Source organism: Virgibacillus sp. Bac332, from assembly GCF_003667785.1.
In the GTDB taxonomy this organism is placed as follows: domain Bacteria; phylum Bacillota; class Bacilli; order Bacillales; family Amphibacillaceae; genus Virgibacillus; species Virgibacillus salarius.
The window spans coordinates 1,407,689-1,432,791 of record NZ_CP033046.1 but is presented as its reverse complement, the minus strand read 5'-3'; the positions used below and the strand labels follow the sequence as shown (position 1 = coordinate 1,432,791).

The 25,103-nt window shown below is 38.5% G+C and carries 24 protein-coding genes and 2 riboswitches; of the genes, 6 read left to right on the top strand and 18 right to left on the bottom strand.

Features of this window, described 5'->3' with window-relative positions; translation table 11 throughout:
- From D9782_RS06850 to D9782_RS06825, 6 genes are all read right to left on the bottom strand, one after another.
- A complete protein-coding gene (locus tag D9782_RS06850) occupies positions 1-1,020 on the bottom strand; it encodes an alpha-ketoacid dehydrogenase subunit beta (RefSeq protein ID WP_026680047.1) in 1,020 nt (339 codons plus the stop codon).
- A gap of 2 nt (positions 1,021-1,022) precedes the next feature.
- Entirely contained in the window at positions 1,023-2,087 is a 1,065-nt protein-coding gene (pdhA, locus tag D9782_RS06845; RefSeq protein WP_026680046.1) for a pyruvate dehydrogenase (acetyl-transferring) E1 component subunit alpha, read from the bottom strand.
- A 56-nt stretch (positions 2,088-2,143) separates the two neighbouring features.
- Positions 2,144-3,283: a Leu/Phe/Val dehydrogenase gene (locus tag D9782_RS06840; protein ID WP_026680045.1), complete on the bottom strand. Its 1,140-nt coding sequence runs from the start codon at positions 3,281-3,283 to the stop codon at positions 2,144-2,146.
- Between the two features lie 29 nt (positions 3,284-3,312).
- Positions 3,313-3,705, bottom strand: coding sequence for a thioesterase family protein (locus D9782_RS06835; protein ID WP_121604373.1), 393 nt, complete (start codon positions 3,703-3,705; stop codon positions 3,313-3,315).
- Between the two features lie 386 nt (positions 3,706-4,091).
- Positions 4,092-4,742 carry a GntR family transcriptional regulator gene (locus tag D9782_RS06830; protein ID WP_034678521.1) on the bottom strand — a complete coding sequence of 217 codons (651 nt, stop codon included), beginning with the start codon at positions 4,740-4,742 and terminating at the stop codon, positions 4,092-4,094.
- Positions 4,743-4,929: 187 nt separating this feature from the next.
- A complete protein-coding gene (locus D9782_RS06825; protein ID WP_121603754.1) occupies positions 4,930-5,127 on the bottom strand; it encodes a hypothetical protein in 198 nt (65 codons plus the stop codon).
- A gap of 266 nt (positions 5,128-5,393) precedes the next feature.
- On the opposite strand from D9782_RS06825, the gene D9782_RS06820 reads away from it, so the two are divergent.
- On the top strand, positions 5,394-6,740 hold the full coding sequence (locus D9782_RS06820) for an IS4 family transposase (RefSeq protein WP_121604372.1): 1,347 nt from the start codon (positions 5,394-5,396) through the stop codon (positions 6,738-6,740).
- Between the two features lie 109 nt (positions 6,741-6,849).
- Here D9782_RS06820 and D9782_RS06815 read toward each other — a convergent pair whose 3' ends face one another.
- The 12 genes from D9782_RS06815 to D9782_RS06765 form a co-directional block, all read right to left on the bottom strand.
- Positions 6,850-7,632 carry an IS91 family transposase gene (locus D9782_RS06815; RefSeq protein ID WP_240455817.1) on the bottom strand — a complete coding sequence of 261 codons (783 nt, stop codon included), beginning with the start codon at positions 7,630-7,632 and terminating at the stop codon, positions 6,850-6,852.
- Between the two features lie 150 nt (positions 7,633-7,782).
- A complete protein-coding gene (locus D9782_RS06810) occupies positions 7,783-7,980 on the bottom strand; it encodes a hypothetical protein (protein WP_121603754.1) in 198 nt (65 codons plus the stop codon).
- 558 nt (positions 7,981-8,538) lie between these two features.
- Positions 8,539-9,948 (bottom strand): APC family permease, encoded by a 1,410-nt coding sequence (locus D9782_RS06805; RefSeq protein WP_026682149.1) that lies wholly within the window; start codon positions 9,946-9,948, stop codon positions 8,539-8,541.
- A 316-nt stretch (positions 9,949-10,264) separates the two neighbouring features.
- A complete protein-coding gene (locus tag D9782_RS06800; protein WP_121604371.1) occupies positions 10,265-10,873 on the bottom strand; it encodes a queuosine precursor transporter in 609 nt (202 codons plus the stop codon).
- Between the two features lie 123 nt (positions 10,874-10,996).
- Complete coding sequence (gene queF / locus D9782_RS06795; RefSeq protein WP_026682147.1) at positions 10,997-11,494, bottom strand: preQ(1) synthase; 498 nt, start codon at positions 11,492-11,494, stop codon at positions 10,997-10,999.
- A gap of 331 nt (positions 11,495-11,825) precedes the next feature.
- Positions 11,826-11,872, bottom strand: a riboswitch (PreQ1 riboswitch).
- 70 nt (positions 11,873-11,942) lie between these two features.
- Positions 11,943-12,710: a membrane protein insertase YidC gene (gene yidC, locus D9782_RS06790; protein ID WP_121604370.1), complete on the bottom strand. Its 768-nt coding sequence runs from the start codon at positions 12,708-12,710 to the stop codon at positions 11,943-11,945.
- Positions 12,665-13,030: a hypothetical protein gene (locus D9782_RS22755; protein WP_162986343.1), complete on the bottom strand. Its 366-nt coding sequence runs from the start codon at positions 13,028-13,030 to the stop codon at positions 12,665-12,667. The genes yidC and D9782_RS22755 overlap by 46 nt, the downstream gene beginning before the upstream one ends.
- Positions 13,031-13,437: 407 nt before the next feature.
- A complete protein-coding gene (locus D9782_RS06785) occupies positions 13,438-15,588 on the bottom strand; it encodes a TRAP transporter permease (RefSeq protein WP_121604369.1) in 2,151 nt (716 codons plus the stop codon).
- 3 nt (positions 15,589-15,591) lie between these two features.
- Positions 15,592-16,074 carry a DUF1850 domain-containing protein gene (locus tag D9782_RS06780; RefSeq protein ID WP_080668723.1) on the bottom strand — a complete coding sequence of 161 codons (483 nt, stop codon included), beginning with the start codon at positions 16,072-16,074 and terminating at the stop codon, positions 15,592-15,594.
- Between the two features lie 17 nt (positions 16,075-16,091).
- The gene (locus D9782_RS06775) at positions 16,092-17,084 is read right to left on the bottom strand and encodes a TAXI family TRAP transporter solute-binding subunit (RefSeq protein WP_026682144.1); all 993 of its coding nucleotides are present in this window, start codon (positions 17,082-17,084) and stop codon (positions 16,092-16,094) included.
- Between the two features lie 111 nt (positions 17,085-17,195).
- A complete protein-coding gene (locus D9782_RS06770) occupies positions 17,196-17,825 on the bottom strand; it encodes a response regulator (protein WP_371413991.1) in 630 nt (209 codons plus the stop codon).
- Complete coding sequence (locus tag D9782_RS06765; RefSeq protein WP_051388376.1) at positions 17,788-19,422, bottom strand: ATP-binding protein; 1,635 nt, start codon at positions 19,420-19,422, stop codon at positions 17,788-17,790. Before D9782_RS06765 ends, D9782_RS06770 begins: the two co-directional genes overlap by 38 nt.
- Positions 19,423-19,871: 449 nt before the next feature.
- Between D9782_RS06765 and D9782_RS06760 the strand changes: the two genes are divergently transcribed.
- The 5 genes from D9782_RS06760 to D9782_RS06740 all read left to right on the top strand — a co-directional run bounded on the left by D9782_RS06760 (position 19,872) and on the right by D9782_RS06740 (position 24,987).
- Positions 19,872-20,936, top strand: coding sequence for a DctP family TRAP transporter solute-binding subunit (locus D9782_RS06760; RefSeq protein WP_026682142.1), 1,065 nt, complete (start codon positions 19,872-19,874; stop codon positions 20,934-20,936).
- Positions 20,937-21,160: 224 nt separating this feature from the next.
- Positions 21,161-21,263: riboswitch (TPP riboswitch) on the top strand.
- A 116-nt stretch (positions 21,264-21,379) separates the two neighbouring features.
- Positions 21,380-21,988, top strand: a complete 609-nt coding sequence (locus D9782_RS06755) for a YkoF family thiamine/hydroxymethylpyrimidine-binding protein (RefSeq protein ID WP_026682141.1) — start codon at positions 21,380-21,382, stop codon at positions 21,986-21,988.
- Positions 21,985-22,566: an ECF transporter S component gene (locus tag D9782_RS06750; protein ID WP_026682140.1), complete on the top strand. Its 582-nt coding sequence runs from the start codon at positions 21,985-21,987 to the stop codon at positions 22,564-22,566. Before D9782_RS06755 ends, D9782_RS06750 begins: the two co-directional genes overlap by 4 nt.
- Positions 22,563-24,227, top strand: coding sequence for an ABC transporter ATP-binding protein (locus tag D9782_RS06745; protein WP_121604368.1), 1,665 nt, complete (start codon positions 22,563-22,565; stop codon positions 24,225-24,227). Before D9782_RS06750 ends, D9782_RS06745 begins: the two co-directional genes overlap by 4 nt.
- Entirely contained in the window at positions 24,202-24,987 is a 786-nt protein-coding gene (locus D9782_RS06740; protein WP_026682138.1) for an energy-coupling factor transporter transmembrane component T family protein, read from the top strand. The genes D9782_RS06745 and D9782_RS06740 overlap by 26 nt, the downstream gene beginning before the upstream one ends.
- Positions 24,988-25,103: the final 116 nt, after the last annotated feature.

Here is a 25,103-nt window from a genome sequence, read left to right as displayed (position 1 = left end):
CTAAAACTCGTAAACTTGTTTTATGGCTTTCGACACACGTTCCTTTGTTGGCAAATAATCATTTTCCAAGGCGAATAACGGAACTGGCACATCGAAGCCAGTTACCTTTTCAATCGGAGCCTTGAGAAAGAGAAAAGAAGTATCATTGATAATAGATATAATCTCGCTTCCAACGCCACCTGTCTCATGGCCTTCATGTACAATAACAACTCTACCGGTTTTCTGAACCGAGCCGGCAATAATCTCTTTGTCTAGCGGGTATAATGTCCGGAGATCGATGACATCACAGGATATCTGATACTGTTTCATTTCCTCTACAGCAGCCTCTACAATTGGGAGCATGGCACCCCAGGCAAGAATAGTAACATCTTCCCCTGCTTGCAAAGTTTTTCCCTTTCCAAGCTCAATCCGATAAGCATTCATAGGTACCTCTTCCCGTTGACCTCGATATAGACGCATCGGCTCCAGGAATAACACAGGATCAGGATCTTCAACTGCTGCAATAAGCAATCCCTTGGCATCATAAGCATTAGAAGGGCAAACAACTTTTATACCTGGCAAATGTGTAAAGAGAGCTTCTACACTATCAGAATGAATTTCCGGTGATCTTACCCCTGCACCATATGGTGCGCGTATCACCATTGGTATATGATAATGTCCTAACGTACGTGTACGAGTCCTAGTGACATGGGTGGCGATTTGTTCCAAAGCAGGATAAATAAACCCTAAAAACTGGATTTCAACTACTGGTTTTAGCCCATTCAAGGCCATACCAACTGCTGTTCCTACAAAACCTGCCTCACTTAATGGTGTATCAATAACACGGTGGTCTCCAAACTTCTGCTGCAACCCATCTGTTGCGCGGAACACTCCACCATTCTTTCCGATATCCTCCCCAAGTAAAAGTATGTCATTATCCAGTTCTAGCATTGTTTGTAACCCGTTATTTATTGCCTGAATAACTGTAAGTGAATTTGTTTTAACCCCTGACCTCTTCTCTAACTCCTTTGACATCACCATAATCAGCTTTGCCTCCCTGTCGAGATAATGCTTTCCTTTTGTTTTTCGATCGTCCATGTTGGTTTTTCAAAAACATAGTCAAACATATCCGCTGCATTCGGCTTTTGATAAGATTCCATTCTCTGGATAGCCTCATCAATTTCTGCTTTGATTTCGTTAGTAATTGTAGCTGCCCAATCACCATCCCATATATTGTAATGCTTCATATATTTCTCTAATCGCAATACGGGATCTATCTCTTCTCGGACACGGTTTATCTCTTCCTGATCTCTATATTTGGAAGGGTCATCCGCTGTTGTATGCGCGCCGAATCTTACTGTAACAGCTTCGATTAACGTTGGCCCTTCTCCTAAACGGGCTCTTTCTAGCGCTTCTTTCACAGCAAAATGAACCGCAAAAATATCCATCCCGTCAACACGTTTACCAGGAATATCATACGCTTCTGCTTTTTGGGCAATTGTCTGGGAATTCATTTGTTTGTTCACTGGTAACGAAATCGCAAATCCATTATTTTGGTTAAAGAATACAACAGGTGCTTTAAATACACTAGCTATATTAATGCCTTCATGAAAGTCCCCTTCGGATGTTGCTCCATCACCAAAATAAGCTATCGCTGCATTTTTTGTTCCTTTATATGTCTCAGCCATTGCTGCACCAGCAGCATGGGGTAAATGTGTAGCGATTGGTATGGAAGCGGCCATAATATGTTTTTCCCTAGAGGGCAAACAACCTTCAATACGACCATTCCAATGCAGTAACATCCTATCTAAATCTGCACCGAATGTTAATGATGCGCCATGATCTCGATATGTTGGAAACATCCAATCTTTATCAGCTAATGCTAATGCACTTCCCACCTGAGCTGCTTCTTGCCCCGCGAATGGTACATATGTGCCTATCCGTCCTTGCCTCTGTAAGGCTACCCCCTTTTGGTCATATGTACGAATTCGTAGCATGTGATAATAAAATGACTTAACCTGGTCTACAGTTATCTCCGTTTCATATGCATGATCCAGCAATTCGCCATTTTTATTCATAATTTGAAATAATGGATACCGTTCTTTCATCTCAACCCCACCTTTTAATAAGATTAAGAAAACATATCTATCTGTTATGAAAAGAATTATCTTTTAAAGTCCCATTTCGGTCTTTGATTTCGTACATAGAAATTATTTCTTTTATGCTGTTCCTGCAATTGTCTTTGACACTTTTTATTAGCAGCTTCTATTGTTGTAATATTTTCTAGTCTCGCTTGCTTATATATATCTAAGACGGAATTATAGATAGATTTTGTTTTTACTAATACACGCTCTTTATTTGATCCATATAGTTCATCAGCTACCTGGATTAGACCACCTGCGTTAACTATAAAATCAGGTGCGTACATAATCTCTCTTTCTCGTAGTCTCTCCGCATCTAACTTACTAGCTAATTGATTATTTGCAGAACCGACTACAGCCTTGACATTTAGTTGGGGAATCGTCCTTTCATTTAGTATTCCTCCCATTGCACAAGGCACAAAAATATCTGCATCTACCGTGTAAATATCTCTGCTATCGACTGCAATTACTGAAGCTCCAGCTACCTTGGCTTTTTCCTTGATATCATCTATCCGTTTTTCATTGATATCTGTAACGTAAAGCTCTGTGCCTAATTGTAATAAATGTTCAGCTATTCTTGTACCAACTTTTCCTAAGCCTTGGATAGCATACCTTTTACCACTTAGATCATCATTGCGATATAAAAACTGACAAGTAGCTTTTAAAGCATAGATCATCCCTTGAGCTGTAGGAATTGATGTATCCCCACTACCGCCAAATTCTTCTGGGATCCCATTAATAAAATTTGTCTCCTTAGAAGCGTGGACAAAGTCATCCATCGTCGTTCCCATATCAGTCCCAGTATAGAATCTACCATTTAATGAATTGACAAACTGACCAAAGGAACGAAACATAGCTGGAGACTTATCCTTTTGTGGATCACCAATTATTACTGCCTTTCCCCCTCCAAAATCAACGTCACTGGCGGCACACTTTGCTGTCATCCCTTCAGATAGACGAAGGACATCTTCTAACGCCTCACTTACATCCGTGTATGGATACATACGAGTACCACCTAATGCAGGCCCAAGCGTTGTATTATGAATAGCAATAATAGCTTGTAAATTAGTTGAAGGATCATTACAAAATATGACTTGCTCATGACTCGAAATTTTTTGAAACATATCGACCTCTTTTGCATTGAATTGCTCAAGTTGTTTCATTTTAATCCCCCCATTATCTAATTCCTTATTTACGTGGCAGCTGATAATTTTTCGTTAATAACTGCTTTAGGTAGAATGGCTTGTTGAACCTCCCCCTTTCCTATAAAGCCATGTTGATTTTTGACAGTCACATCTGCTGTAACCCCTCGCTTACTAATTTGGGTAACAATCGCAGTTACTTGAATAACTGTCCCTAGACCTGATGGGGCAAGATGCTGTACTGAAACCGCTGCCCCCATTCCCTCTTCATGTTCTTCTAAATAAGGTATTATTAACTTTCTAGCTGCCCATTCCATATGGTATACCATGGAAGCGGTTGAGTATGCAGGGTGGACTAGCTCCCCACCAAACTGCGCAAACATTTCCCGAGTTACTTCTACAGTTAACGTCGCTGTATCTCCTACTTGTAGCCCATCTTTCATCAATTCCACCCTTCCCTTAAGCATTCATTGTATGCGCTTACATATTTTCCGAGAAAGAACTTCTGTTACACCCACTACATAGATTTTCCATATATATCTAAATATTTTATATATTTTGGATGTTACAATATTGAATCATTTTAGTCAACAGCAAACTGTTAACTAAAATGAAGAAATAAAGGGAAACTTCAATACATGGGGTTCTGTTTATCCCCCACGGATGGTTAGTACCACTAAGGATATGACCTAAAGACCCTTGAACCAATTGGACATTTACTGGCAGTTGTTCCCCCTCTTTCCTATATTCGTTTCAATGTTACTTAAAGGTCGGGGTACTACTGCCAGTTATATGCGGGATAAACCCTAAATTGGTGAAGCATTTTAGATTATTGATGATTAATATGCATTAACACACCTTCCAAACCCTTGTTAATATGCTGTTTCATTAAAGCAATCGCATCATCCTCATTACCCTTCAACAAAAGCTCGATTAGACGTTCATGTTCCTTCACAAAGGATGGATAGAAATCGCCTTTAACCATACTAATACGCATATAATGGATTTTTGTCCTGATTGCTTCTAACAACGCCAATAGCTGACTGTTTTTGGAAGCGTGAATAATAATATCATGAAACTGTTGATCTAGCTGTCCTAATTCAATGACTTTATCCCGCTCATACGCCTTAATGGTGTCATGTAAATTTTTCTGCAATTGTTCCTCTTCCGCTTCTGTAATATGTTCAATCGCCAGACGGATCGCTAAGGCCTCTAAGCTTTCTCTGCATTGAAATATATCTACAACATCTTTAACAGTTGGTTTATACACTCTCACATAACCATCGTTATATGTAAGTAGCCCATCTTGAATAAGCATTCTAATCGCTTCTCTAACAGGACCTCGGCTGATTCCTAACTTTTTGGCCAACCTTGCTTCAACCACACGTTCGTACGGTTTATATTCCCCCTTCACAATTTCCTCTTTTAAAATATGATACGCCTGTAAATGTAATGATTCTGGTTTCACTATACGAGTCATCGTTACCTCCCTATGCAGTAGCAGTTATCAATAAGTTCTGAATATATAGATTTCATTATAGCAAAATACCAGTAATGTGTTTATAGTAAATAGAATAATATTTAGAAAAACGGAGCAAAATTCGCTCATTCCTTATCACTAAATGCTCAGATTTACGCTTCCTCTAGTAGCTATTATGGAATAATAGCTACTGCTTGACCACCACTCCGGCTGCCCACTTCCCTTTCCGTGGGGTTTGTCCTTCAGCTAACTTTTTTAGCAAAACCCGCTCAAAAAAGTGGATCTTCAGGTCAAACATTTCCCACAGGAGTTGAAGTGGCCGGCCTTCGCTATTATCAGGCTCTACAACGCTAGCATGAAGTAACACAGCTGCTTTTATACTCACGGATAGCGATTTTCACTTTACCCATTGTAAAAAAAGTCAACCTATTACTTATGACAAGAATTGTTGCACCTTCTCATAGCGGAGACTAATTACGTAGACTCCTGCGGGATTAGCGCGAGCCGAAAATCCACTTTGCAACGTGTTCTTCTTTGCAAAGTTAGTTGAGGCCGTGCCCCATAGCCGTCAAGTTAAGCAGGATATTTTAAAAACCAAAAAGTTATTCGTTATCCTGACATTATAAATGGAATAATTTGGAGGGATTACGTATGGCTAAGCAATATCATTTTGACTCGTTTGTAAAGAGTGTGCACGATATTTTATCTATTTCTGAACTTCGCAATGTTGCTCGAGAATCAGGTTTTGTACAACGATTGAAGAAGATAATGCCGGAAGATTTCTTAAGTATATGTGCCTTCTTACATGAAAAAGTTGGTACGGAGGGGCTAGGACAGCTCTGTGCTTCCCTTTCTCGTGAATCAGAAATATCCATATCTAAACAAGCCTTACATCAACGATTAGACGAGAAAGGAGTGGCTTTTTTAAAACAAGTTTTTATGCAGTTAGCGGAAAAACAACAGATATTATCGTTACCATCTCCATCTGATTATCCTTTTTCTCGGATCCGTATCTTGGATGGCACATCCTTTCAAGTAAAAAAGAACAACGCGAGTTATTGGGATGGAGTGAAAATACAATTAGAATATGAGCTGTATCAAGGGAATTTTTTGCATACGTTGTTCTATGGACCAAGAGACAGTGATCACGATGCAGCTGAAGAATTGGCAGATACAATAGGAGAAGAGGACCTTATCTTGCGTGACCTCGGCTATTTCTCAGGAGATCACTTTAAAAAAATAGATCGAGCAGGAGCCTATTATATTACTCGTGTTCCTGCCAATATGACCTATTGGACATTGGATGACAAGCAACGAAGAATCCAAATAAAGCCTGAAGAAGATGCCATGCATCTAGCTCCAGGAGAGATACAGGATTATGGGTTCATTCAATTAGGTGTTAAGGGAAAAAATACATTTCATGCCCGTGTAGTCGTACAACGATTAACCGAAGAGCAACAAAAACAGAGAGATACCTATTTAAAAGAAAGAAGACGGAAAGGGGGGCATACCCAATCCGCCAACAAGAAGAATCATATCCAAATTCTTGCTACCAATATAACACAAGAAGAAATGGATGAGCAAACCTTGTATCCTATCTATTCCTTGCGTTGGCAAGTGGAGATTCTCTTTAAAACATGGAAATCGTTATTTGAAATTGATGATGTGCAGGCAATGAATACCGACCGCTTTTACTGTCATTTGTATGGGACTTTAATTCATATTCTTCTTTCTTCGATGATTGCTTTTCAGTGCCGTTACTGCCTTTACGAAAGGTATCAACTAGAAGGGAGTGAGTACAAATGTATCAACCATGCGAGAAACGCAATAGTAGAGACGAAGGGGTATTCACTCTATCACCTTTCTTCTTTGAAAGCTCTCATCGATAATATTTACCAGAACATATACCGGCATGGAAGGAAAGATCATCGTTGTCAGCATAAAAGTCCTTTTGATGTCTTAAACATTGCGTATAAAGTACATTTCCGTGCCGCGTAAGTAAAAGTGTAAAAAAGAAAAACAAGTACCCATAAAAGAATACGGATTAAACTGGAAAAATATGTTTATATTTTCATTGCACCGTACTTCTTTTTTATTAGCTTGACGGCTATGGGCCGTGCCCGCGGAAAGCGAAGTAATTAGTCGGAGCATTGCCAATATACATCAAACATTTCAAAATAACTACTTGGCTTAACGCAGTCATTGCACTGATTTTATACTTTCTTAACTTATTAGAAAAAGCCTGTTGTAATCTTGGTTGAATTCTTTTCTTTTCCTTATTTGACAAGTGGTTACGAATGAATTTTAACACCACCGTCTGCCATTGCTTTCGAAGCATCGTAAACGGTATATAGTCGTACGCTTTCCATTCTCCTTTTTTCGTAACTCCTCCCATTGTCACTAACATATGAACATGGGGATTGAAATTCACTCTTGACCCAAATGTATGTAATCCGGCAATTATCCCCGGTTTCACTTTTGCCTTCTTTCGAAAATAACCCGTGATTAGCTTCGCAGCTTCATCCATAAGGGGTTTCAAAAGCTCTCGATGCCATAGAAATATAGCCCGTAATTTTTCATCTATCGTAAAGATTACATGCCGATGGTTCACTTGTACTATATCTTCTGTAAGGACGCGACTCCATTCTTCACTTTCTCCTACAGAACACGTTGTACAAAAACGTCCTTTACATCGAAAAGGGACATGTCGAACGTCATGGCATCCTTCACAAACATAGAGTTTGAATCCATTTTTGGGATCTCCACAGTCACGAAATTTTTCCACCTCTTTAATGACAATTGGACGAATTCGCTCTCCATGTTTCTTCTTAAATGCTTCCCAATGTTGATGTTTATCAAAAAAGATTCGTTTCAAGATGTTTTTTTCCATATACTTAAAATACCACAGTAAGAAACACTCTGGTATAGCCAAATTTTTATACTTTCTTATCTTTTAAGAAAAACCGGGCAAAACCAGCCCGGTCCTTATCACTAAATGCTCCGATTTACGCTTCCTCTAGTAGCTATTATGGAATAATAGCTACTGCTTGACCACCACTCCGGCTGCCCACTTCCCTTTCCGTGGGGTTTGTCCTTCAGCTAACTTTTTTAGCAAAACCCGCTCAAAAAAGTGGATCTTCAGGTCAAACATTTCCCACAGGAGTTGAAGTGGCCGGCCTTCGCTATTATCAGGCTCTACAACGCTAGCATGAAGTAACACAGCTGCTTTTATACTCACAGATAGCGATTTTCACTTTACCCATTGTAAAAAAAGTCAACCTATTTCTTATGACAAGAATTGTTGCACCTTCTCATAGCGGAGACTAATTACGTAGACTCCTGCGGGAATTGCGCGAGCCGAAAATCCACTTTGCAACGTGTTCTTCTTTGCAAAGTTAGTTGAGGCCGTGCCCGCGGAAAGCGAAGTAATTCGTCGGAGCATTGCCAATATACATCAAACATTTCAAAATAACTACTTGGCTTAACGCAGTCATTGCACTGATTTTATACTTTCTTAACTTAGAACAAAAGCGCAAGCGCCCGAATAAAAACGTAGCTACAGGAACGAGTCACCGGAAATAAAGGAATCACGATGAGCTTGTGAGCTGATAATGACTTAGGTTAGGGCAATTCGTGAAGTCGCCTCGTTTCTGGGCACTGGAGCTGGATGCTTCTCAACGCGCCTATATTTATATACAGGCTCAAATTTTATAATTTCCTAGACTATAACTATAACAAAACTGCTACTAAAATTTTTTTAGTAACAGCTTTCTTCTTTCTCATTTCCATTCTGCTTCTACGCTACCCGATTTATTTCTTTTTTCATGTGCTCGTCGGCATATCCTTTACCATATTTGGCCATGGAGTAGTTATAAAGTATAATGCCCAATAATATCCATATCCCTACAATGATCCATTCATATGGCCAAATTAAAGCAGATGGCATACCTGGCAAATAAAGGGTCATAACTCCTCCGGACATTAATACAGCTATCCACCCTATTGTAGTCCCTCCAGGAAGTTTAAAAGGACGTTTCATATTAGGAACTGTTCTGCGCAAAATAATAAAAGATACTGCTACCATTAACCACGCTACTACAAGTCCTAAGCCACCAGCATCAACTAGCCATACTAAAGCAGGCCGACCAAGTAAAGGAGCTGCTGTAGATAATACAGCAATTAATAGAATAGCTTTATGGGGCGTTTTATATTTAGGATGCAACTCTCCAAGTGACTTTGGTAACATACCTGCATTTGCTAAAGCGAAAATAGCGCGACTACCACCTACATAAAACCCAATCCAGCTTGTTAAAATCCCACCAATCCCTCCAAGCACAAGAAAATTCCCCATTAATTTACTATTGCCAAATGCTTTTGCCATTGCATCAGCGGTAACTAAGTTGGACGCCATAAGCTCAGAAGCATCTAAAATTCGTGATACCCCAAAAATAATGGCAATATACCAAATAACAGCGAGTACTACTGACACAATTAATAACTGACCAATCTTCTTTTGTGGTAAATTAATCTCTTCCGCCGCTTGCGGAATGACATCAAATCCAACAAACATAAATGGTGTCATAATGATAACTGTTAATAAACCTGCTACACCAGTTTCAACTAACGGCTTCATATTTGCTATATTCCCGCCAAATGTGCTACCTGTTATTAACATAAGACCTGCTATTAAAATTACTAATGTTAATATAAAGGAAATAACTGTTGTTAGCTTAATACCTCGATAATTAATCCAAGCAATCAATAACGAACCAAGAATTCCTATACCTGCCCAGGTTACTGTTACATCCCAGCCAGCTATCGTATATAAGTACCCCTGGCTGTAACCAGGTATGACATACTCGAAAACTGTAGGAAATGCAACAGCTTCAAATGCGACAACAGACACATAACCAAGAATAATGGCCCATGTAGCAATAAACGATGCTACTCTGCCCATTGCCTTATACGTATATACATGCTCTCCTCCAACCAATGGCAGCGCTGAGGACAATTCGGCATAAGTTAATCCAACTAAGACAACAAGTAGCCCTCCAATAGCAAAGGCTAGCATCGCTCCCATGGAGCCAGCTTCTGTAATCCATAATCCAGACGTAACGACCCATCCCCAGCCAATCATTGCTCCAAAAGCAAGTGCAAGCACATCTTTATTACCAAGAATCTTTAATAGCTTATCCGATTCATCCATCCATTTCCCCTCCTCAATTTGTAATTACATCACCATTATATTAACTAATTATTCAGAATTATTACCTTATACGAATCTCTTTTTTATAAAGTTGCCTACTTAATGATGCATACGCAACCCTTCCTTTCATATATTCATGAAAATTAAAACCGGCCATAAAGATAGGAACCTGAAGTAGGAGATCCTATCAATATAACTGGTTTTAATCTACTGTTTTGCTTTCATTCTTCAGCAAAGTCAATGGAATTGACAGTTTATAAATCTTTGATTATCTTTACAATAAATAAAATCCTATAAACAATTAAAAGTTACTTTATTACTTTGCCTCAAGCTTCCTCGCCCATTTAACCAACAAATAAGCAAACGGCGTATCTATTATTGCAATGATTAGTTTAAATATATATTGGGTGACTATCATACCCAATAGAACTCGTAGCGGCACGATTCCCCAGAATGCGATGGTTATAAACAGACTTGTGTCAATAAGTTGACTTGTCATCGTTGAGACATTATTTCGTATCCATAGCTTCTTCTCACCATGGCTTGCACGAAGACGATGAAAAATACTTACATCAAGGTGTTGACTTGCTATATAAGAGAGCAAGCTAGCTGCAATAACACGAAAGCTACCACCTAGTATTTGTTCGAATTCTGATTGTAGACCAAATGCTGGTGCAGCCGGTAAATGAACAACAATAAATATGAAAAACACCGCAAACAACTGGGTTATAAATCCTGCCTGAACCGTTTTTCTAGCTGTATTCTTTCCATATACTTCTCCAATCACATCTGTAAGCAAATAGGTCACGACATATACAATCGCAGCCCCAGGCAAAATAAATTCTCCTATTTGAAACAGTTTAACAGCTAATATATTTGATAGTAATAAAAGCCCAACAAATAACGCATTAAGATAGATAAACATAAAACTCCTCTTCCTTGTCCATTAATATGCCAGCACGTCCTAATCTTCACTACGTTGTAAATCTGTAGTCTGTGCTGCAAACGAGATTATAAAGGAAGAGACCTAAACCTAACCCTCTACTTTTTAACGATTATCTATATTTTCTGGGTATAGATCATGATTCATTAGTCTTTGATCTGCCATCTTCTCAAATTTAGTACCCGCTTTACCATAATTACAGTAGGGATCTATGGAGATCCCTCCACGCGGTGTAAACTTTCCCCAGACCTCAATATAACGGGGTGCCATTAAATCAATCAAGTCATTCATAATAATATTTATACTATCTTCATGGAAGTCACCATGATTACGAAAACTGAACAAATAAAGCTTTAGTGACTTACTCTCAACCATTTTTTTATCTGGTATATAGCTAATATACACCGTCCCAAAGTCAGGCTGATTTGTTTTAGGACAAAGCGTGGTAAACTCAGGGCAATTAAATTTAACAAAATAATCACGACCCGGGTGCTTGTTATCAAAAACCTCCAGTACGTCCGGTGTGTAGTCAAAAGCATACATCGTTCCTTGACTTCCTAGCTGTGTTACACCAGTTAACTCATCATTACTTCTACTAGCCATCGCGAAGCCTCCTTTTAAATATTCTTTCGTTAAAACAAGTGCGTACCTACTTAATACTCCATTTAGAAACAAAGCATTTAATATAATTCACCAAAACGAACAAGTGCAAGCGCCGATTTGAAACCTAGCGACCGGAGCGAGTCAACGGATATAAAGGAATCACGGTGTGCTTTGCGAGCCGATGGTGACTTGTCGTAGGGCAATTCGTGAAGTAGCCTCGTTACTGGGTGCTGGAGCTCAACACGCCCATATTTATCCATCGGCTAATTTTGTAATTCTCTAGACAAACAAAAAGCCATGGCCTAAGGCACATGACTTTTTATCACATCATTTGTCCTTAGTTTTTTATAGAGGGTTAAAGCTAAGAACCTCTCCCGCACGGAATGTTTTCTACTATCCATTCCACTCGAGTAATTATAAATAGGATACATTCGGATGTCAACGCTATTTAATGTTGGATTTTCGGATAGTACAATCTTTTTGCTATTAATGTTTGAAGAACTAAAAACAGTCCACTAACCGTCCAATATAATGGTAATGCAGCAGGTGCATTAAAGGAAATAAACCCTATCATAACAGGCGATAAGAGCGACATAACCGCCATCTGCTTCCTCTGTTTTTCGTCCATCCCCATTAACGATACTCTCGATTGAATAAAGTAAATAGCCGCTGCGACAAATGGTAGAATCAAATCAACCTGTCCTAAATCGAACCAGAGAAATGAATGTGCGGCAATTTCTGGCGAATTCCTAATCGCATAGTAAACCGCTATGATAATCGGAAATTGAATAAGCATCGGCAAACACCCCAATGAGCTTAAAGGGTTAAATTGATGCTTCTGGTAGAGTTGCATCATTTCCTTTTGCATCTCTGCTTTCGACTCTGCATCTTTTTTGTCCTTATACTTATCCGTAATAGCATCCATGTCAGGCTTCATTTCGCTCATCTTTTCTTTCGTCTTTGCAGCACTTTTCGTTTGTTTTAAAGATAATGGCATTAAAAGCAAACGAATAAGCAACGTTAGAACGATGATTGATAATCCATAGTCGCCACCAAACAGTATGGCAATATATTTGATAAGCTGCGAAAAGGGATTTTCAAAACTAAAAAAACCTGCAGCGCTAGTATCACCTTGGCAACCCGTTAAAAAGATTACAAGAATAATACTAATTACACTATATTTCTTAAGGAATGTGAATATAAATTGACGATCCATTGTTGTCCTCCTCGTTTTGATAATTCATTTGCTTGGAACGAGAAGGATTCGTTGTCTGTATCATCATCAGGCGATGCTATTCGATTTGTCTTTTTAATTAACCATTCAATAACCTCTCTACATTCGCCAAATAATTCTTGCATTGGCAATAACCGTACACGTAGATTATGATATTCCCTTGTCAAAATATTATTATTTTCTATAATATTTCGCGCATCTATTGTTAAGAATTGATAGGTAGATACAATCGTAAGTAATATACTAATATATAGATAGAATGGCGACACATCATTAACTACTTCATTTAATAATTCTATCATCACTTATATTCACCTCCTTTATCAGTCTAATATCTATTATATCATAGGATTACAAAAGCTTAAATGAAGCTTACCGAAATGGTGAGCATGAGTAAATATAAAATGAAACTTCAATAAGTGGTGGTATTACTGCCAGTTGTTTGTGGGATAACAAAAGCATAAGCACCCGACTAGATACGTAGCGACTGGAGCGAGTCAACTAAGATAAAGAAATTACGATGTGCCGATGATGACTTATCGTAATACGATTCGTGAGTCGCCTCGTTTCTGGATGCTGGAGCTGGACGCGTCTCAACACACCCCTATTTATCCACGGCTAATTTTATAATTTCCTAGACTATTAAAAAAGATGTTGATATCGATGCTTTTGCATGGATAATTAACATCTTTTTTATCATTTATTTCTATTAACCGACCTGATTTTCTCTCTCTCTTTCTATTATTTTTCGCCAGTTGGAGGATAGAACTAAAATAAGAGCTAATATGCCTGCCATATCTGTCCAAATACCAGGATAGATGAGCAGCAATGCTCCTAAGGTTGCTATCACTCGGATATACCAGGGAAGTGCATCCTTCAAAAAGCCTTCAGCTGCTACGGATAAAAGAAAAACCCCTGTTAGTGAAGTCACCGTAATAAGTAGTAGATTCCTAATCGTAGCATCGATCATCAACATTTCACGAGAAAAGACGAACATAAATGGTACAATAAATCCAGCAATTGCTAGTTTCATTGCTTGCATGCCTGTACGCATCGGATCACCACCGCTAATACCTGAACCTGCAAAGGCAGCTAACGCAACTGGCGGAGTGATATTAGCAAAAATTCCAAAATAAAACACAAACATATGTGCAACAAAAATAGCTGTTTCATCTGTTCCAGCTAATTCTCTAAAATATGGTAATTGTAGTAATATTGGGGCTGCCATTGTACTTGTAATAATATAGGTTGGAATGCTTGGTAATCCCATCCCTAAAATAATCGACGCGACCATCGTTAACGCTAATGTGATTAAAAGCTGAACAAGGGGACTCTGAATCATTTCACCGACACTTACGATGGAGCTTGCAATCTCAAGCGCTACACCGGTTAAAGAAGCTATACCTACAATAATGCCAACCGCACCACAAGCAACTGCCACAGGAATGGTTGTACGAACACCTTTTTCCAATGCCCCAAAAAAATCCCGAACATCTATTTCCTCTGCTTTCACCTTTGCCTTTTTACGTATAAGATTAATGACTAAAGGTATCAGGACAATTAGCCCAAGCTCTAACCAGTTATCACGTAACATCGGCATACTTATCCCTGATAGGAGTGCTCTTATCTGAGATTCAAATATAAGAAATAAAGAAACTGCCATTCCGATAAGTAACGTTCTTCCAGTACCTGTAATAATAATCGTTGATACAATCGACCAAAACGCTGCGTAGAATGGCGTCTTCCCTGTAAATAGCAAATACAATAGGATAGCCATTGGAATCAGGAGATGACCACGTTGGATTAATACCTCCTTCACAGTTGGCAACTCATTCTTATTTAATCCACGTAAACCAAGCTTAGAAGCCCTAATATGGATCTGGAGTAAAATACCAATATAAAATAATAATGCAGGAATAATTCCAGCTAAGATCACTGTTGTATATGGTATACCTAGATTCTCAGCCATGATAAAGGCTGCTGCTCCCATTATTGGAGGTAATATTTGCCCACCAACACTAGCAGAAGACTCGACAGCCCCTGCAAAATTCTTCTGATATCCTACTTTTTTCATTAACGGAATCGTAAAAGCACCCGTTGTCACTACATTTGCGATAGCGGAACCATTAATTGAACCTAAAAAGCCGCTTGCCAGAACAGCCACCTTAGCTGGTCCACCCTTCGTATGACCAGCTACCGCCATTGCCAGATCATTAAACATCTGCCCCATTCCCGATTTACTTAAAAATGCACCAAACAGAATAAATAATATAATATAACTAGCAGATACTCCGATTGCTGTCCCTAGGATTCCCTCTGTGATGTAGATTAAATGAGATAGAATTCCTTCCGAAACACTTAATATAATGGGACCTGTTAGCTCAGGATATATGGATAACTTTACGTAAAACCCATAAGCAAGAAATCCAAATGCGAGTAACGTTAGTCCCCACCCCGTCACCCTTCTTGTAATCTCAAATAATATAATAAGGACAGCAATACCGACATAAACATCTATATCGTTAATTTGACCACCAGATTCAATAATTCGGTTAGCAGATGCAAGCATATAAATACCAAGTAGGAGGGATATCCCCGCAAACAGATAATCATAGACGGGGATACCGTTGTGCTTTCTTTTTTTCATTATAGGATATAATAAAAAACCTAACACCATTAATGTGTATAAATGAAGACTACGTTGTTTGATATCTACAAGTGAACCAGCATATGACGTATAAAGATGAAACAAACCTAATCCAGCTGCTAACACGGTAATTAGGATGCCTATAACTAATGGGTATTGTGTACGTACATTGCTTTCCCGTTCAAACCCCTCCAAATTTGCTTTTTCATTCATATATCATCCCACCATTTCTTTTACTGTTGTCCATAGAATGAAGAAGAGAGGCGCTTGTTTAGCCTCTATTATATAAGCCATATTACTTGCTTCCAAAGGGTATCTTTTCTTTTGATAGATCAACTGGTAATCATTCATTAGCGAAGACCTTAGCACTAGCTCGGCACCAATCACTCTATCTATCTGCATATATACCCAACCATCTTGAACTTCGGTTGAATGCTCTGACCATGTAGGAACTCCAGCACCAAATGTTTTAAATTTGGTGGAATCTAATGAAATAATTTGATCATCAACTATGAAGTTTTCCACCCAGGCTTCCTTTTCAACAGAATGAATCCACTGTAAAGAAAAAACATCATCATTTTGAAGAAAAGCATAGGTGATGGTTGTTCCTTGTGATACAAGTATTGCATTTACTGGTACGAGCAACACACCTAGCCCAACCATTATAATCGTTATCACTATCCATTTAAGTCGCGACATCCTTTTATTGAAGCATCTTATTTTAAAATCCCCTGTTCTTCATAAAACTTTTTAGCACCTGAATGGATTGGGACTACCAAACCTTCGGCCAAGTCATCCCGATCGAGTTGTTTTAATGCACTTATAGATACCTCTTCGCTTCCTAAATAATCGTAATATCGTTTCGTCAAATCATATACGAGATCTTCGCTAAGCTCTGGAGAAACAGTAATTATGTTTTGAATACCAACCGTATTTACCTTTCGATCTAGGTTATACATCGCCTCATCTCTAGCTGGAATCGTAAATTCTTTATAGAATGGATACGCCTCCATTAGTTTTTTTGCAATTTCACCGTTAATTTCTACAAATACTACTTCGTTTTGCTGCATTAAATCAGTTATATTACTATTCGGTACTCCAGAGGTGAAGAATGCTGCATCTAAATTTCCGTTTTTCATTTCCTGTACACTATCCGCATAACCAGTATGCGTTACTTTGGAAAGATCATCGTATGATAATCCAAGTACCTCTAATACCTTTTTAGCGCTTTGCTCGACTCCTGAACCAACTTTACCAACACCAACACGTTTTCCTTCCAAATCTTCGATTGCTTCGATTCCACTGTCCGCTGTTGCGACAACTTGAACAACATTTTGATACATACCAGCCATTGCTTGCACATCCACTTGATTACCTTCAAACTGTCCCTTTCCTTGAAGCGCATCGTAACCTACATCACTCATAATAATACTCATCTGATTTAACCCATCCTGCATATTCTGAATATTCGCTACGGAAGCACCAGTAGACTCGACAGTGACATTATTAATATAATCACTTTCTTCAAAAATAGGCTTTAATGCTCCGCCAATGGGGTAGTACGTTCCCGAAGTACCGCCAGTCCCAAAAACAATTGGTTGACCATCACCACTAACTTCCTCCGAATGTTCGGCTGCTTCTTCCTCTCCACAAGCTGATAAAGCGATAATAATTGAAAACATACATATCAACACAAGGTATTTTTTCAAAACAAGTACCCTCCTTTAAAATCCTTTTCTATATGATAACGATTTCATTTTATTTTAAGAATAATATGAACATATTGTACATTTTGTTCATATTGGTCTTTTAGATAGCCATTAAATAAGCTTGTATCGATTAACTGGTCTACCAACCACACCATACTGGAGGATAATCTCTACGCGATCCATCTTCTCTAAGTAATCCAAATATCTCCTTGCGGTAACCCGTGCAATACCTATACTTTCAGCTGCTTTATCTGCTGAAGCAGGCTCATTCTGGGAGCCTAAAAATTCAATTACTTGATTCAATGTTTGTTTATTTAAGCCTTTAGGCAGCAAATGTCCTTGTCTACTATTCTGTTCATTCTGCATCATTAAGACATCAATCGTTTGCTGATCTACCTTTTCACTTGCATTAAATTGGCGACGATAATCGAGAGCTCCGTGATGTAGCATATTACGAACCATATTCATTTCATTAGCTGCGGAAATGATAATCACCTCCAAATCCAACTCTAACTCCCTTAACGCTTTAAGTGCTGCGATACCATCTTGTTCAGGCATATAGATATCCAGCAGAACGAGATCGGGATTGTTGTATTGACATAATTCCAAGCCTTGCTTCCCGTTTTCGGCTATTGCAATAACGTGAAAGCCCTCTACCCTTTCTACCATTCTTTTATTGACTTCTTGTACCATAGGGTCGTCCTCAATCAGCAATACTTTCACTTCTGAATCTCTTATCACGGAACCCTTCCTTTCTCAACATCATTGGAATCGTTATAATAATTTGTGTCCCCTGATGTAATACTGAATCAACTGATATAGTCCCTTCTGCCTTGGATATCATTTGCTGTATTAAATATAGGCCAATTCCTGATCCGGATTTCCCTTTGGTCGTATAGCCCTTTTCAAAAATTCGATCCGTATCAACGATACCAATTCCATTATCAATGATTTTTATCATACAATCCGTTTCATTTTGATAAATTGTGATATTAATCCTTTTTTGCTTTATCTCTGATATAGCACATGCGTCAATTGCGTTTTCAATTAAATTCCCTAGTATGAGCACCATATCATGATTGTTAAACACAGTTGGAAATGCTTTTATTGACGTTTGACCATCCACTCTAACATCAATTCCTAGCTCTTCACCTCTACGTATCTTGCTAATAAGCAAACCTGCAATACTATAACTTTTAATTCGTTGCATCATGAACCTTGTTAAGGACGCCTGCTTCTGTGTCGTTTGGAAAACATATTCCAACGCTCGCTCATTTTCTTCTAACTGAATTAATCCTGCAATTGTATGAAGCTTATTCATATGTTCATGATTTTGAACACGTAATGCATCGACAAAAGCTTTTACACCTGTTAACTCCTCTGCCATCTTTGTAACTTCTGTCCGATCTTGAAAAACCACCACACAGCCTATCCGTTCGTTTTCTATTTCTATTGGAATCCGATTTAACATAATTAGCTTCTCATGAACTCTCAATGTTTCATTATAAGCTGCCGTCTGCCCTCTTAATTGCTGTACCATTACTTTGTCTTTCAAGACCGTACTCATGAGAGCATCATTAACATCCATTTCAATATGTAAAATCTCTTTTGCCTTTTCATTAAAAACAACTAACCGCTCATCACGATCTACAGCAATAACGCCTTCATGCATTGCTTGAAAAACTGTTGTTCTCTCTTTTAGCACCCTCGCTATCTCATATGGCTCCATCCAAAACGTCTGTTCTTTAACATGTCTTGCCAATAAATAAGAACCAATGATTCCAAAGGCTATTGTCAGTAAAGCAATGATCATTATTTCTACTCGTATAGATAAAAGTATGTTCCAAAATGATGGGAGCATATTTCCGACAAGCACTACTCCTATTTGTTCAAAGCTATCATTAACAATTGGAACAAAAGAACGGATAGCAGTTCCTTGTTCCCCCTTCGCTTTTGAAACATAACTATGCTCAGCAAAAGCAGCCCCTTCATCCTTCCCTGACGATACCGTTCCGAGCTGTTTTTCGATTGGATGGGAGAATCTGATACGGTTCATATTTAAAACAACAATGTAATCAACTTGATTAATCGTACGTATTCGCTCAACAATTGGATTGATTGTTTTCCAGCCTCGTGCTTTTACAATTGAATCCTTTATTTCTGGTAAGTTCGCCACGATCCTCCCTGTCATAAGTCCACGCTCACCAAGCCCTTCTTCTTTTCCTTGAAAAAGATTGCCGATAAGCATAATGCCACCAATTAAGAGCGTAAATAGAACAATCCCAAAAGATAGAATCATAATCTTTAGTCTAATTGGCATTTTACGAAGACTTACCATTCCCCACTTCTCCTTAAGTTTAATGATTGATAGAATATTATGATAAAATAAAGTGAAACTTCCATCCGTGGGGGGGTTTTGTTTATCCCCACGGATGGTTAGGTGAACCAATCGGACATTTACTGGCAGTTGTTCCACACTTCCCATTTTGGTTTCTCTTTATTGCTTGAAGTGGGTATCTTACTGCCAGTTATATGCGGGATAAAGTAAAACTTCCGTCCGTTTTTACTAAAACAAATACGTACAAAGGCTTCATTCGCCACTTCCTGTGGCAACGCCTTTGTGACCTACTTCCATGGAGGCCCGAACCAATCGGACATTTACCGGCAGTCGATCCATCGCCCATATTGGTTTCTCTTTATTACTTGAAGCGGGAGCTTACTGCGGTTATATGCGGGATGAATGACCACACACTGAACTTTCTCTATTTAGTTCATGGAGGTAATTATTTGCGAAACTTTTTTATAATTCTAACATTTATTATAACAGGACTTGTTTCCGCTGTCGTAATTGGAATTGACTTCGAGACAATTCGTGGAACAGATGATTATGATGATGAACAAGAGGGATTACGTGAACAAATCATCATTCGGTTTAGTCATGTTGTTGCGACTGACACACCAAAGGGACAAACAGCCCGGAAGTTTGCTCAACTTGTAGAAGCAAAAACAAATGGAAGAATCAAAGTCCACATTTATGCAAATGGGTCTCTATATAATGACACCAATGAGTGGGAAGCCATCCAAAATGGGAATGTTGAAATGATTGCCCCGGCAACAGCTAAGGTAAGTGAGCTATTTCCCAAATGGGGTATCCTTGATCTCCCCTATGCATTCCCTACACACGAGGCAGTAACGGAAGCATATGAGGGTAAAATAGGGAAAACATTGCTTGCAAACCTTCATAATACAAACGTGAAGGGCTTGACTTTTTGGTATAACGGTTATAAACAGCTTACGAATCAAGTACACGTTATCAAACTACCAGATGATGTAAACCGACTCCATTTCCGTATTATGCCTAGTCCTGTTATTAAGGAACAATTTAATCAAGTACATGCTAGCACAAGTAGCTTACCATTTAATAAAACTTATCAAAACTTGGAAGTACATTTTATTGATGGACAGGAAAATACGATTTCTAATATTTACTCTAAAAAATTCTATGAGCATCAACCGTTTGTAACTATGAGCAATCACGGTTATCTCGGATACGGTGTTTTTATTAATAAGCCTTTTTGGGAATCATTATCTGAATATAATCAATCAGCCATTCAAGCTGCCTTAAGTGAAGCAACGGATTGGGGGAAACGTCACGCGATTGAGATGAATGATCATTATACACGTGAATTAAGAAAAAAAGATGTTGTTACTATTCACTTTCTTACAACAAGAGAAAGAGAGCAATGGAAGAATGCATGGAAAGCTGTATACGATCAGATGACTACGATTATTGGCAACGAGTTAATGGACGAGGTACATCGGATACAGAATAAGTATAATTCTAGAGAATGATAACTGCTCACTATTCTCTTATACACCCAACATTTTAGCTTATTACTCTTTTGATTACATTGCTCATGTACTTCATTGCAATGTGAGGTATCAAGTCAAAAAGTCTAGCAGTTCTATAAGTTGCTTTATTTCACAGTATATCACTTATCGTATTTACAAAAAGCACTAATTGAACTATTCTATTAGTAGTATATATAAATACATAAAAACTGCATATCTATTTTAAATTGCACTAGGGGAGCTATGTACATGGCTGAGAAGAGACTACTCTGACCCTTATAACCCGATCTAGATAATACTAGCGTGGGGAAGTGCAGTCGTTCATATATCGTTTTATAGGCATAGCCTACATATATTTTTGAAGACTGCATTCCCAAAGAATGCAGTCTTTTTTATTTATGTATAACTTCACTGACATGACTATTTATTAGGAGGAAAATGATATGAACGAACAAGCATTGAACTGTATTAATAGTCGGATTGCTGGTTGCTCTTTTGCCATCTATCCAATGACAGATCAATTTGTAGATGTAATTACAACTTCACTGAAAAACGTAGATACATCTAAGGTTTGGATTAAAACAACAGATGTAGAAACCTGTGTACGTGGCAAGATCACACATGTTTTTGATGTAACCAAGGCACTTTTTTTGCATGCGGCTAGCACAGGACACCATGTCGTGTTTAGTGCCACCTACTCCATCGGCTGTCCGGGAGACTCCGATGGGGATGTATATCTATCAACGGACGACCATCGATTAAATTTAAATACAAATAACCTTCAGCAAGAAGTTGCCGGCAAATTTTCCCTTTATCCGTTGGGTGGAGGAAATTATATGAACATCATTTATAACCAAATTGAGGAAATGAAGCTCCATGGGGTTAAGGTTAGCTCTATCCACTATGCTACAAGGCTAGACGGGGATGGAAAACTTATATTCGATGGACTTGAACGTGTTTTTACAAATTTAGAAAGTAGTTATTCATCACATCTAGTTATGACAACCACCATATCTGCAAATAGCCCATCTAAAAAGGGGGAGATACTTTGAATAATTGGAAGCTAAAGGAAATAATTGTTATGTCTGTTCTTTCCGTAGTCTTCGGTATCGTTTATTTAGCATTTTTACCTATTGGAAAAATTCTCGTGTCGTTCATGGGACCCATAGGATATGACTTTATATTTGGTATTTGGTTTATTGTATCCATTATTGCGGCTTATATCATTCGTAAACCCGGAGCTGCATTTTTGTCAGAAACAATTGCTGCAACGGTAGAAATGCTCCTCGGTAATGCTATGGGACCAATCATTATTATTACGGGTATTATACAGGGTCTTGGCGCAGAAGCTGCCTTTGCGCTAACAAAATGGAAACGCTATTCACTTTGGGTGCTAATGTTAGCCGGTGTTGGAGCAGCTATATTTAGTTTTGTTTGGGGATATTTTAGATCAGGCTATGCTGCCTTAAGTACTCCATACATATTAGGTATGTTATGTATAAGAATGATTAGTGGGGCAATCATTTCAGGTTTGCTTGGAAAAGCAATTAGTGATTCACTCGCGAAAACAGGCGTACTATCTAGTTTTGCGCTTGGTAAACAAATCAGAAAGGAACGTTCCGCATCATGATCAACGTATCTAATCTTTCACTCTGGTTTCATGAAGATAATGATAAACCAATCATCTCTAATCTGAGCTTTCAGTTAGACAGAGGGGAAACCATGCTACTACTTGGACCAAGTGGTAGCGGAAAAAGTACGTTAACACACTGTTTAAATGGTATATACCCGCGCGAATTAGACGGTAAAATGACAGGTGATGTTACCATATTCGGTCAATCTATACACGATGCACATCCCGGTACAATTAGCAAACAAGTTGGCGTCGTATTCCAAGATCCAGAAAGCCAATTTTGTATGTTAACGGTAGAAGATGAAATTGCCTTTGGCCTAGAGAATATTTGTACACCGCCGCTTGAAATAGCTAGAAAAATAGACGAAGTATTACAAATGGTTGACTTAATGGATGACAAGCACTCTATCATTTCATCCCTTTCTGGAGGACAAAAACAAAAATTAGCATTAGCCTGTGTGCTAGCACTAGAACCAGAGATACTTATCTTGGATGAACCGACTGCCAATTTAGATCCACAAGCGACTCAAGAATTTATCAAGACTATTCAAACCATTAAACAGAAAAAATCAATGGGAATAATCGTTATCGAACATCAATTGGAAGGCTGGGTATCTTTTATCGACCGTTCTTTCATATTATCTAAGGACGGAAAATGTATGTATGATGGCCCACTAGCACGGATCATTTCGGATAATAAAGAAAGCGTGCTAGAAGAGGGGATTTGCCTGCCAAAAATAACAAAACTTGTACTTACAGCAGCCGAACAAAACAAAGCTGCTTATATCAGTCCACCGTTAACAATCAAGGATACCCCATCATTAGTTACATATATGGACAATAGCTTTTTAGAAAAGACAATACCAGCAGCTCACCAAGCAGACATTATACTATCTGCTTCGCGTGTTACTCAAAATAAAAAACAAAAAAGGGTACTTCATCAAATTGATTTCGATCTGTATGAGAGCTCATTTGTAGCAATCATTGGAGCTAATGGAAGCGGCAAAACATCGTTAACAAAAGTACTTAGTGGTATTGAAGCTCCTACACACGGAGACATTCTCCTACGTCAGCATCCTATCCGTAATTGGAAGGAAAAATTATTGCGAAAAGAGATTGGATACGTGTTTCAAAATCCGGAGCACCAATTTATTACAGACACTGTATTTGATGAAATTGCCTACAGCTTACGTCTGCATCCATATTCAGAATCATATATAGAAGAGAAAGTACATTACACCCTAGTCAATTGCCAATTACAAGGATTCGAGCATCGCCATCCTTATTCGCTAAGTCAGGGACAAAAAAGGAGACTCAGTGTAGCCACAATGATTGTCGATGAACAAAAAATACTCTTTCTAGATGAGCCTACCTTCGGGCAGGATGCCGCTTCTACCTTAAAGCTTATGCAAATGTTAAAAGAACGGCATGCCAAAGGCACATCCATTATCATGGTTACACATGACATGGATATCGTCGACAAATATGCGGACCGTGTCCTTGTTTTAGAAAACGGAGAAATTATAAGAGATCAATCACCAGACCAATTATGGAAGGATTCGGACTTACGAAGATGGCACTTAGACTACCCAACCCGAATTCAACTGCAACAACATTTGGAGGTGAATCAGCATGACTTCGCTATTAAATCAACTTAATCCAAGCATTAAAGCTTTTACCGTTATTCTATTAGTGTGTCTATTGACCTTTGTGTTTGATCCATTTACACCACTAGTTTATTGCTTATTCACCATCCTCCTTACTTTCGTATGTGGAAAAATTGCTTGGAAACGATACATGCTTTATTTCTTAATTATCATCCTATTATCCGTTGGTATGCTTTGGACAACGCTTGCCTTTGCTGATGAACCAAATCGACCACATGATACCATGGAGATTCTATTTTGGGATATACCAAAGGAAGATGTTACGGTAGCGTTAGCATTAACATTGCGGATGCTTGCCTTCGCATCCTTATCATTTATGTTTATCTTCACGACAAATATGGTGCATTTCATTCTAAGTCTCATGCAGCAATGCAAGCTATCTCCAAAATTAGCTTATGGGGTATTAGCTGGGTATCGCTTTTTACCTTTAATGAAAGATGAGCTTAACCAAATCCGTGCCGCACATCAAATAAGAGGGGTACGAAGAGCTAACGGAATAAAAGAATCCATACAACAATATAAACGCTATGCAATCCCTTTACTTGCCGGAGCAATTCGCAAAGCAGAACGAACAGCAGTAGCTATGGAGTCTAAAGGATTCAGCGGCGAGAGGCAACGCACCTTTTATAGAACATTTACGGTTAAATGGCAGGATTGGACTTTTTTGGTGGGTATGCTTCTCCTTTTTTTCATTATTATTATGATTTCTATTAAGTTGGGGTATTTTAGCTGGTATAAAGGACAATTTTAGACGAGGAGTCCCTTAACTAGAGAGAAATCAGATATTTTTCAGTAGTTATTTTTATAGCATTTTTACTTTTCATAGCACGTTATAGCTTTACAGCGGGGTGTTTTTCTAAAAAAGAA

Excerpts from the sequence above, each read along its gene's own strand:
- D9782_RS06815 (WP_240455817.1), bottom strand. The coding sequence starts at position 7,632 with ATGGAAAAAAACATCTTGAAACGAATCTTTTTTGATAAACATCAACAT.
- D9782_RS06840 (WP_026680045.1), bottom strand. The coding sequence starts at position 3,283 with ATGAAACAACTTGAGCAATTCAATGCAAAAGAGGTCGATATGTTTCAA.
- pdhA (WP_026680046.1), bottom strand. The coding sequence starts at position 2,087 with ATGAAAGAACGGTATCCATTATTTCAAATTATGAATAAAAATGGCGAA.
- D9782_RS06850 (WP_026680047.1), bottom strand. The coding sequence starts at position 1,020 with ATGGTGATGTCAAAGGAGTTAGAGAAGAGGTCAGGGGTTAAAACAAAT.
- D9782_RS06755 (WP_026682141.1), top strand. The coding sequence starts at position 21,380 with ATGAACGAACAAGCATTGAACTGTATTAATAGTCGGATTGCTGGTTGC.
- D9782_RS06835 (WP_121604373.1), bottom strand. The coding sequence starts at position 3,705 with ATGAAAGATGGGCTACAAGTAGGAGATACAGCGACGTTAACTGTAGAA.
- yidC (WP_121604370.1), bottom strand. The coding sequence starts at position 12,710 with ATGGATCGTCAATTTATATTCACATTCCTTAAGAAATATAGTGTAATT.
- D9782_RS06745 (WP_121604368.1), top strand. The coding sequence starts at position 22,563 with ATGATCAACGTATCTAATCTTTCACTCTGGTTTCATGAAGATAATGAT.
- D9782_RS06805 (WP_026682149.1), bottom strand. The coding sequence starts at position 9,948 with ATGGATGAATCGGATAAGCTATTAAAGATTCTTGGTAATAAAGATGTG.
- D9782_RS06830 (WP_034678521.1), bottom strand. The coding sequence starts at position 4,742 with ATGACTCGTATAGTGAAACCAGAATCATTACATTTACAGGCGTATCAT.
- D9782_RS06820 (WP_121604372.1), top strand. The coding sequence starts at position 5,394 with ATGGCTAAGCAATATCATTTTGACTCGTTTGTAAAGAGTGTGCACGAT.
- queF (WP_026682147.1), bottom strand. The coding sequence starts at position 11,494 with ATGGCTAGTAGAAGTAATGATGAGTTAACTGGTGTAACACAGCTAGGA.
- D9782_RS06785 (WP_121604369.1), bottom strand. The coding sequence starts at position 15,588 with ATGAATGAAAAAGCAAATTTGGAGGGGTTTGAACGGGAAAGCAATGTA.
- D9782_RS06765 (WP_051388376.1), bottom strand. The coding sequence starts at position 19,422 with ATGGTAAGTCTTCGTAAAATGCCAATTAGACTAAAGATTATGATTCTA.
- D9782_RS22755 (WP_162986343.1), bottom strand. The coding sequence starts at position 13,030 with ATGATAGAATTATTAAATGAAGTAGTTAATGATGTGTCGCCATTCTAT.
- D9782_RS06800 (WP_121604371.1), bottom strand. The coding sequence starts at position 10,873 with ATGTTTATCTATCTTAATGCGTTATTTGTTGGGCTTTTATTACTATCA.
- D9782_RS06780 (WP_080668723.1), bottom strand. The coding sequence starts at position 16,074 with ATGTCGCGACTTAAATGGATAGTGATAACGATTATAATGGTTGGGCTA.
- D9782_RS06740 (WP_026682138.1), top strand. The coding sequence starts at position 24,202 with ATGACTTCGCTATTAAATCAACTTAATCCAAGCATTAAAGCTTTTACC.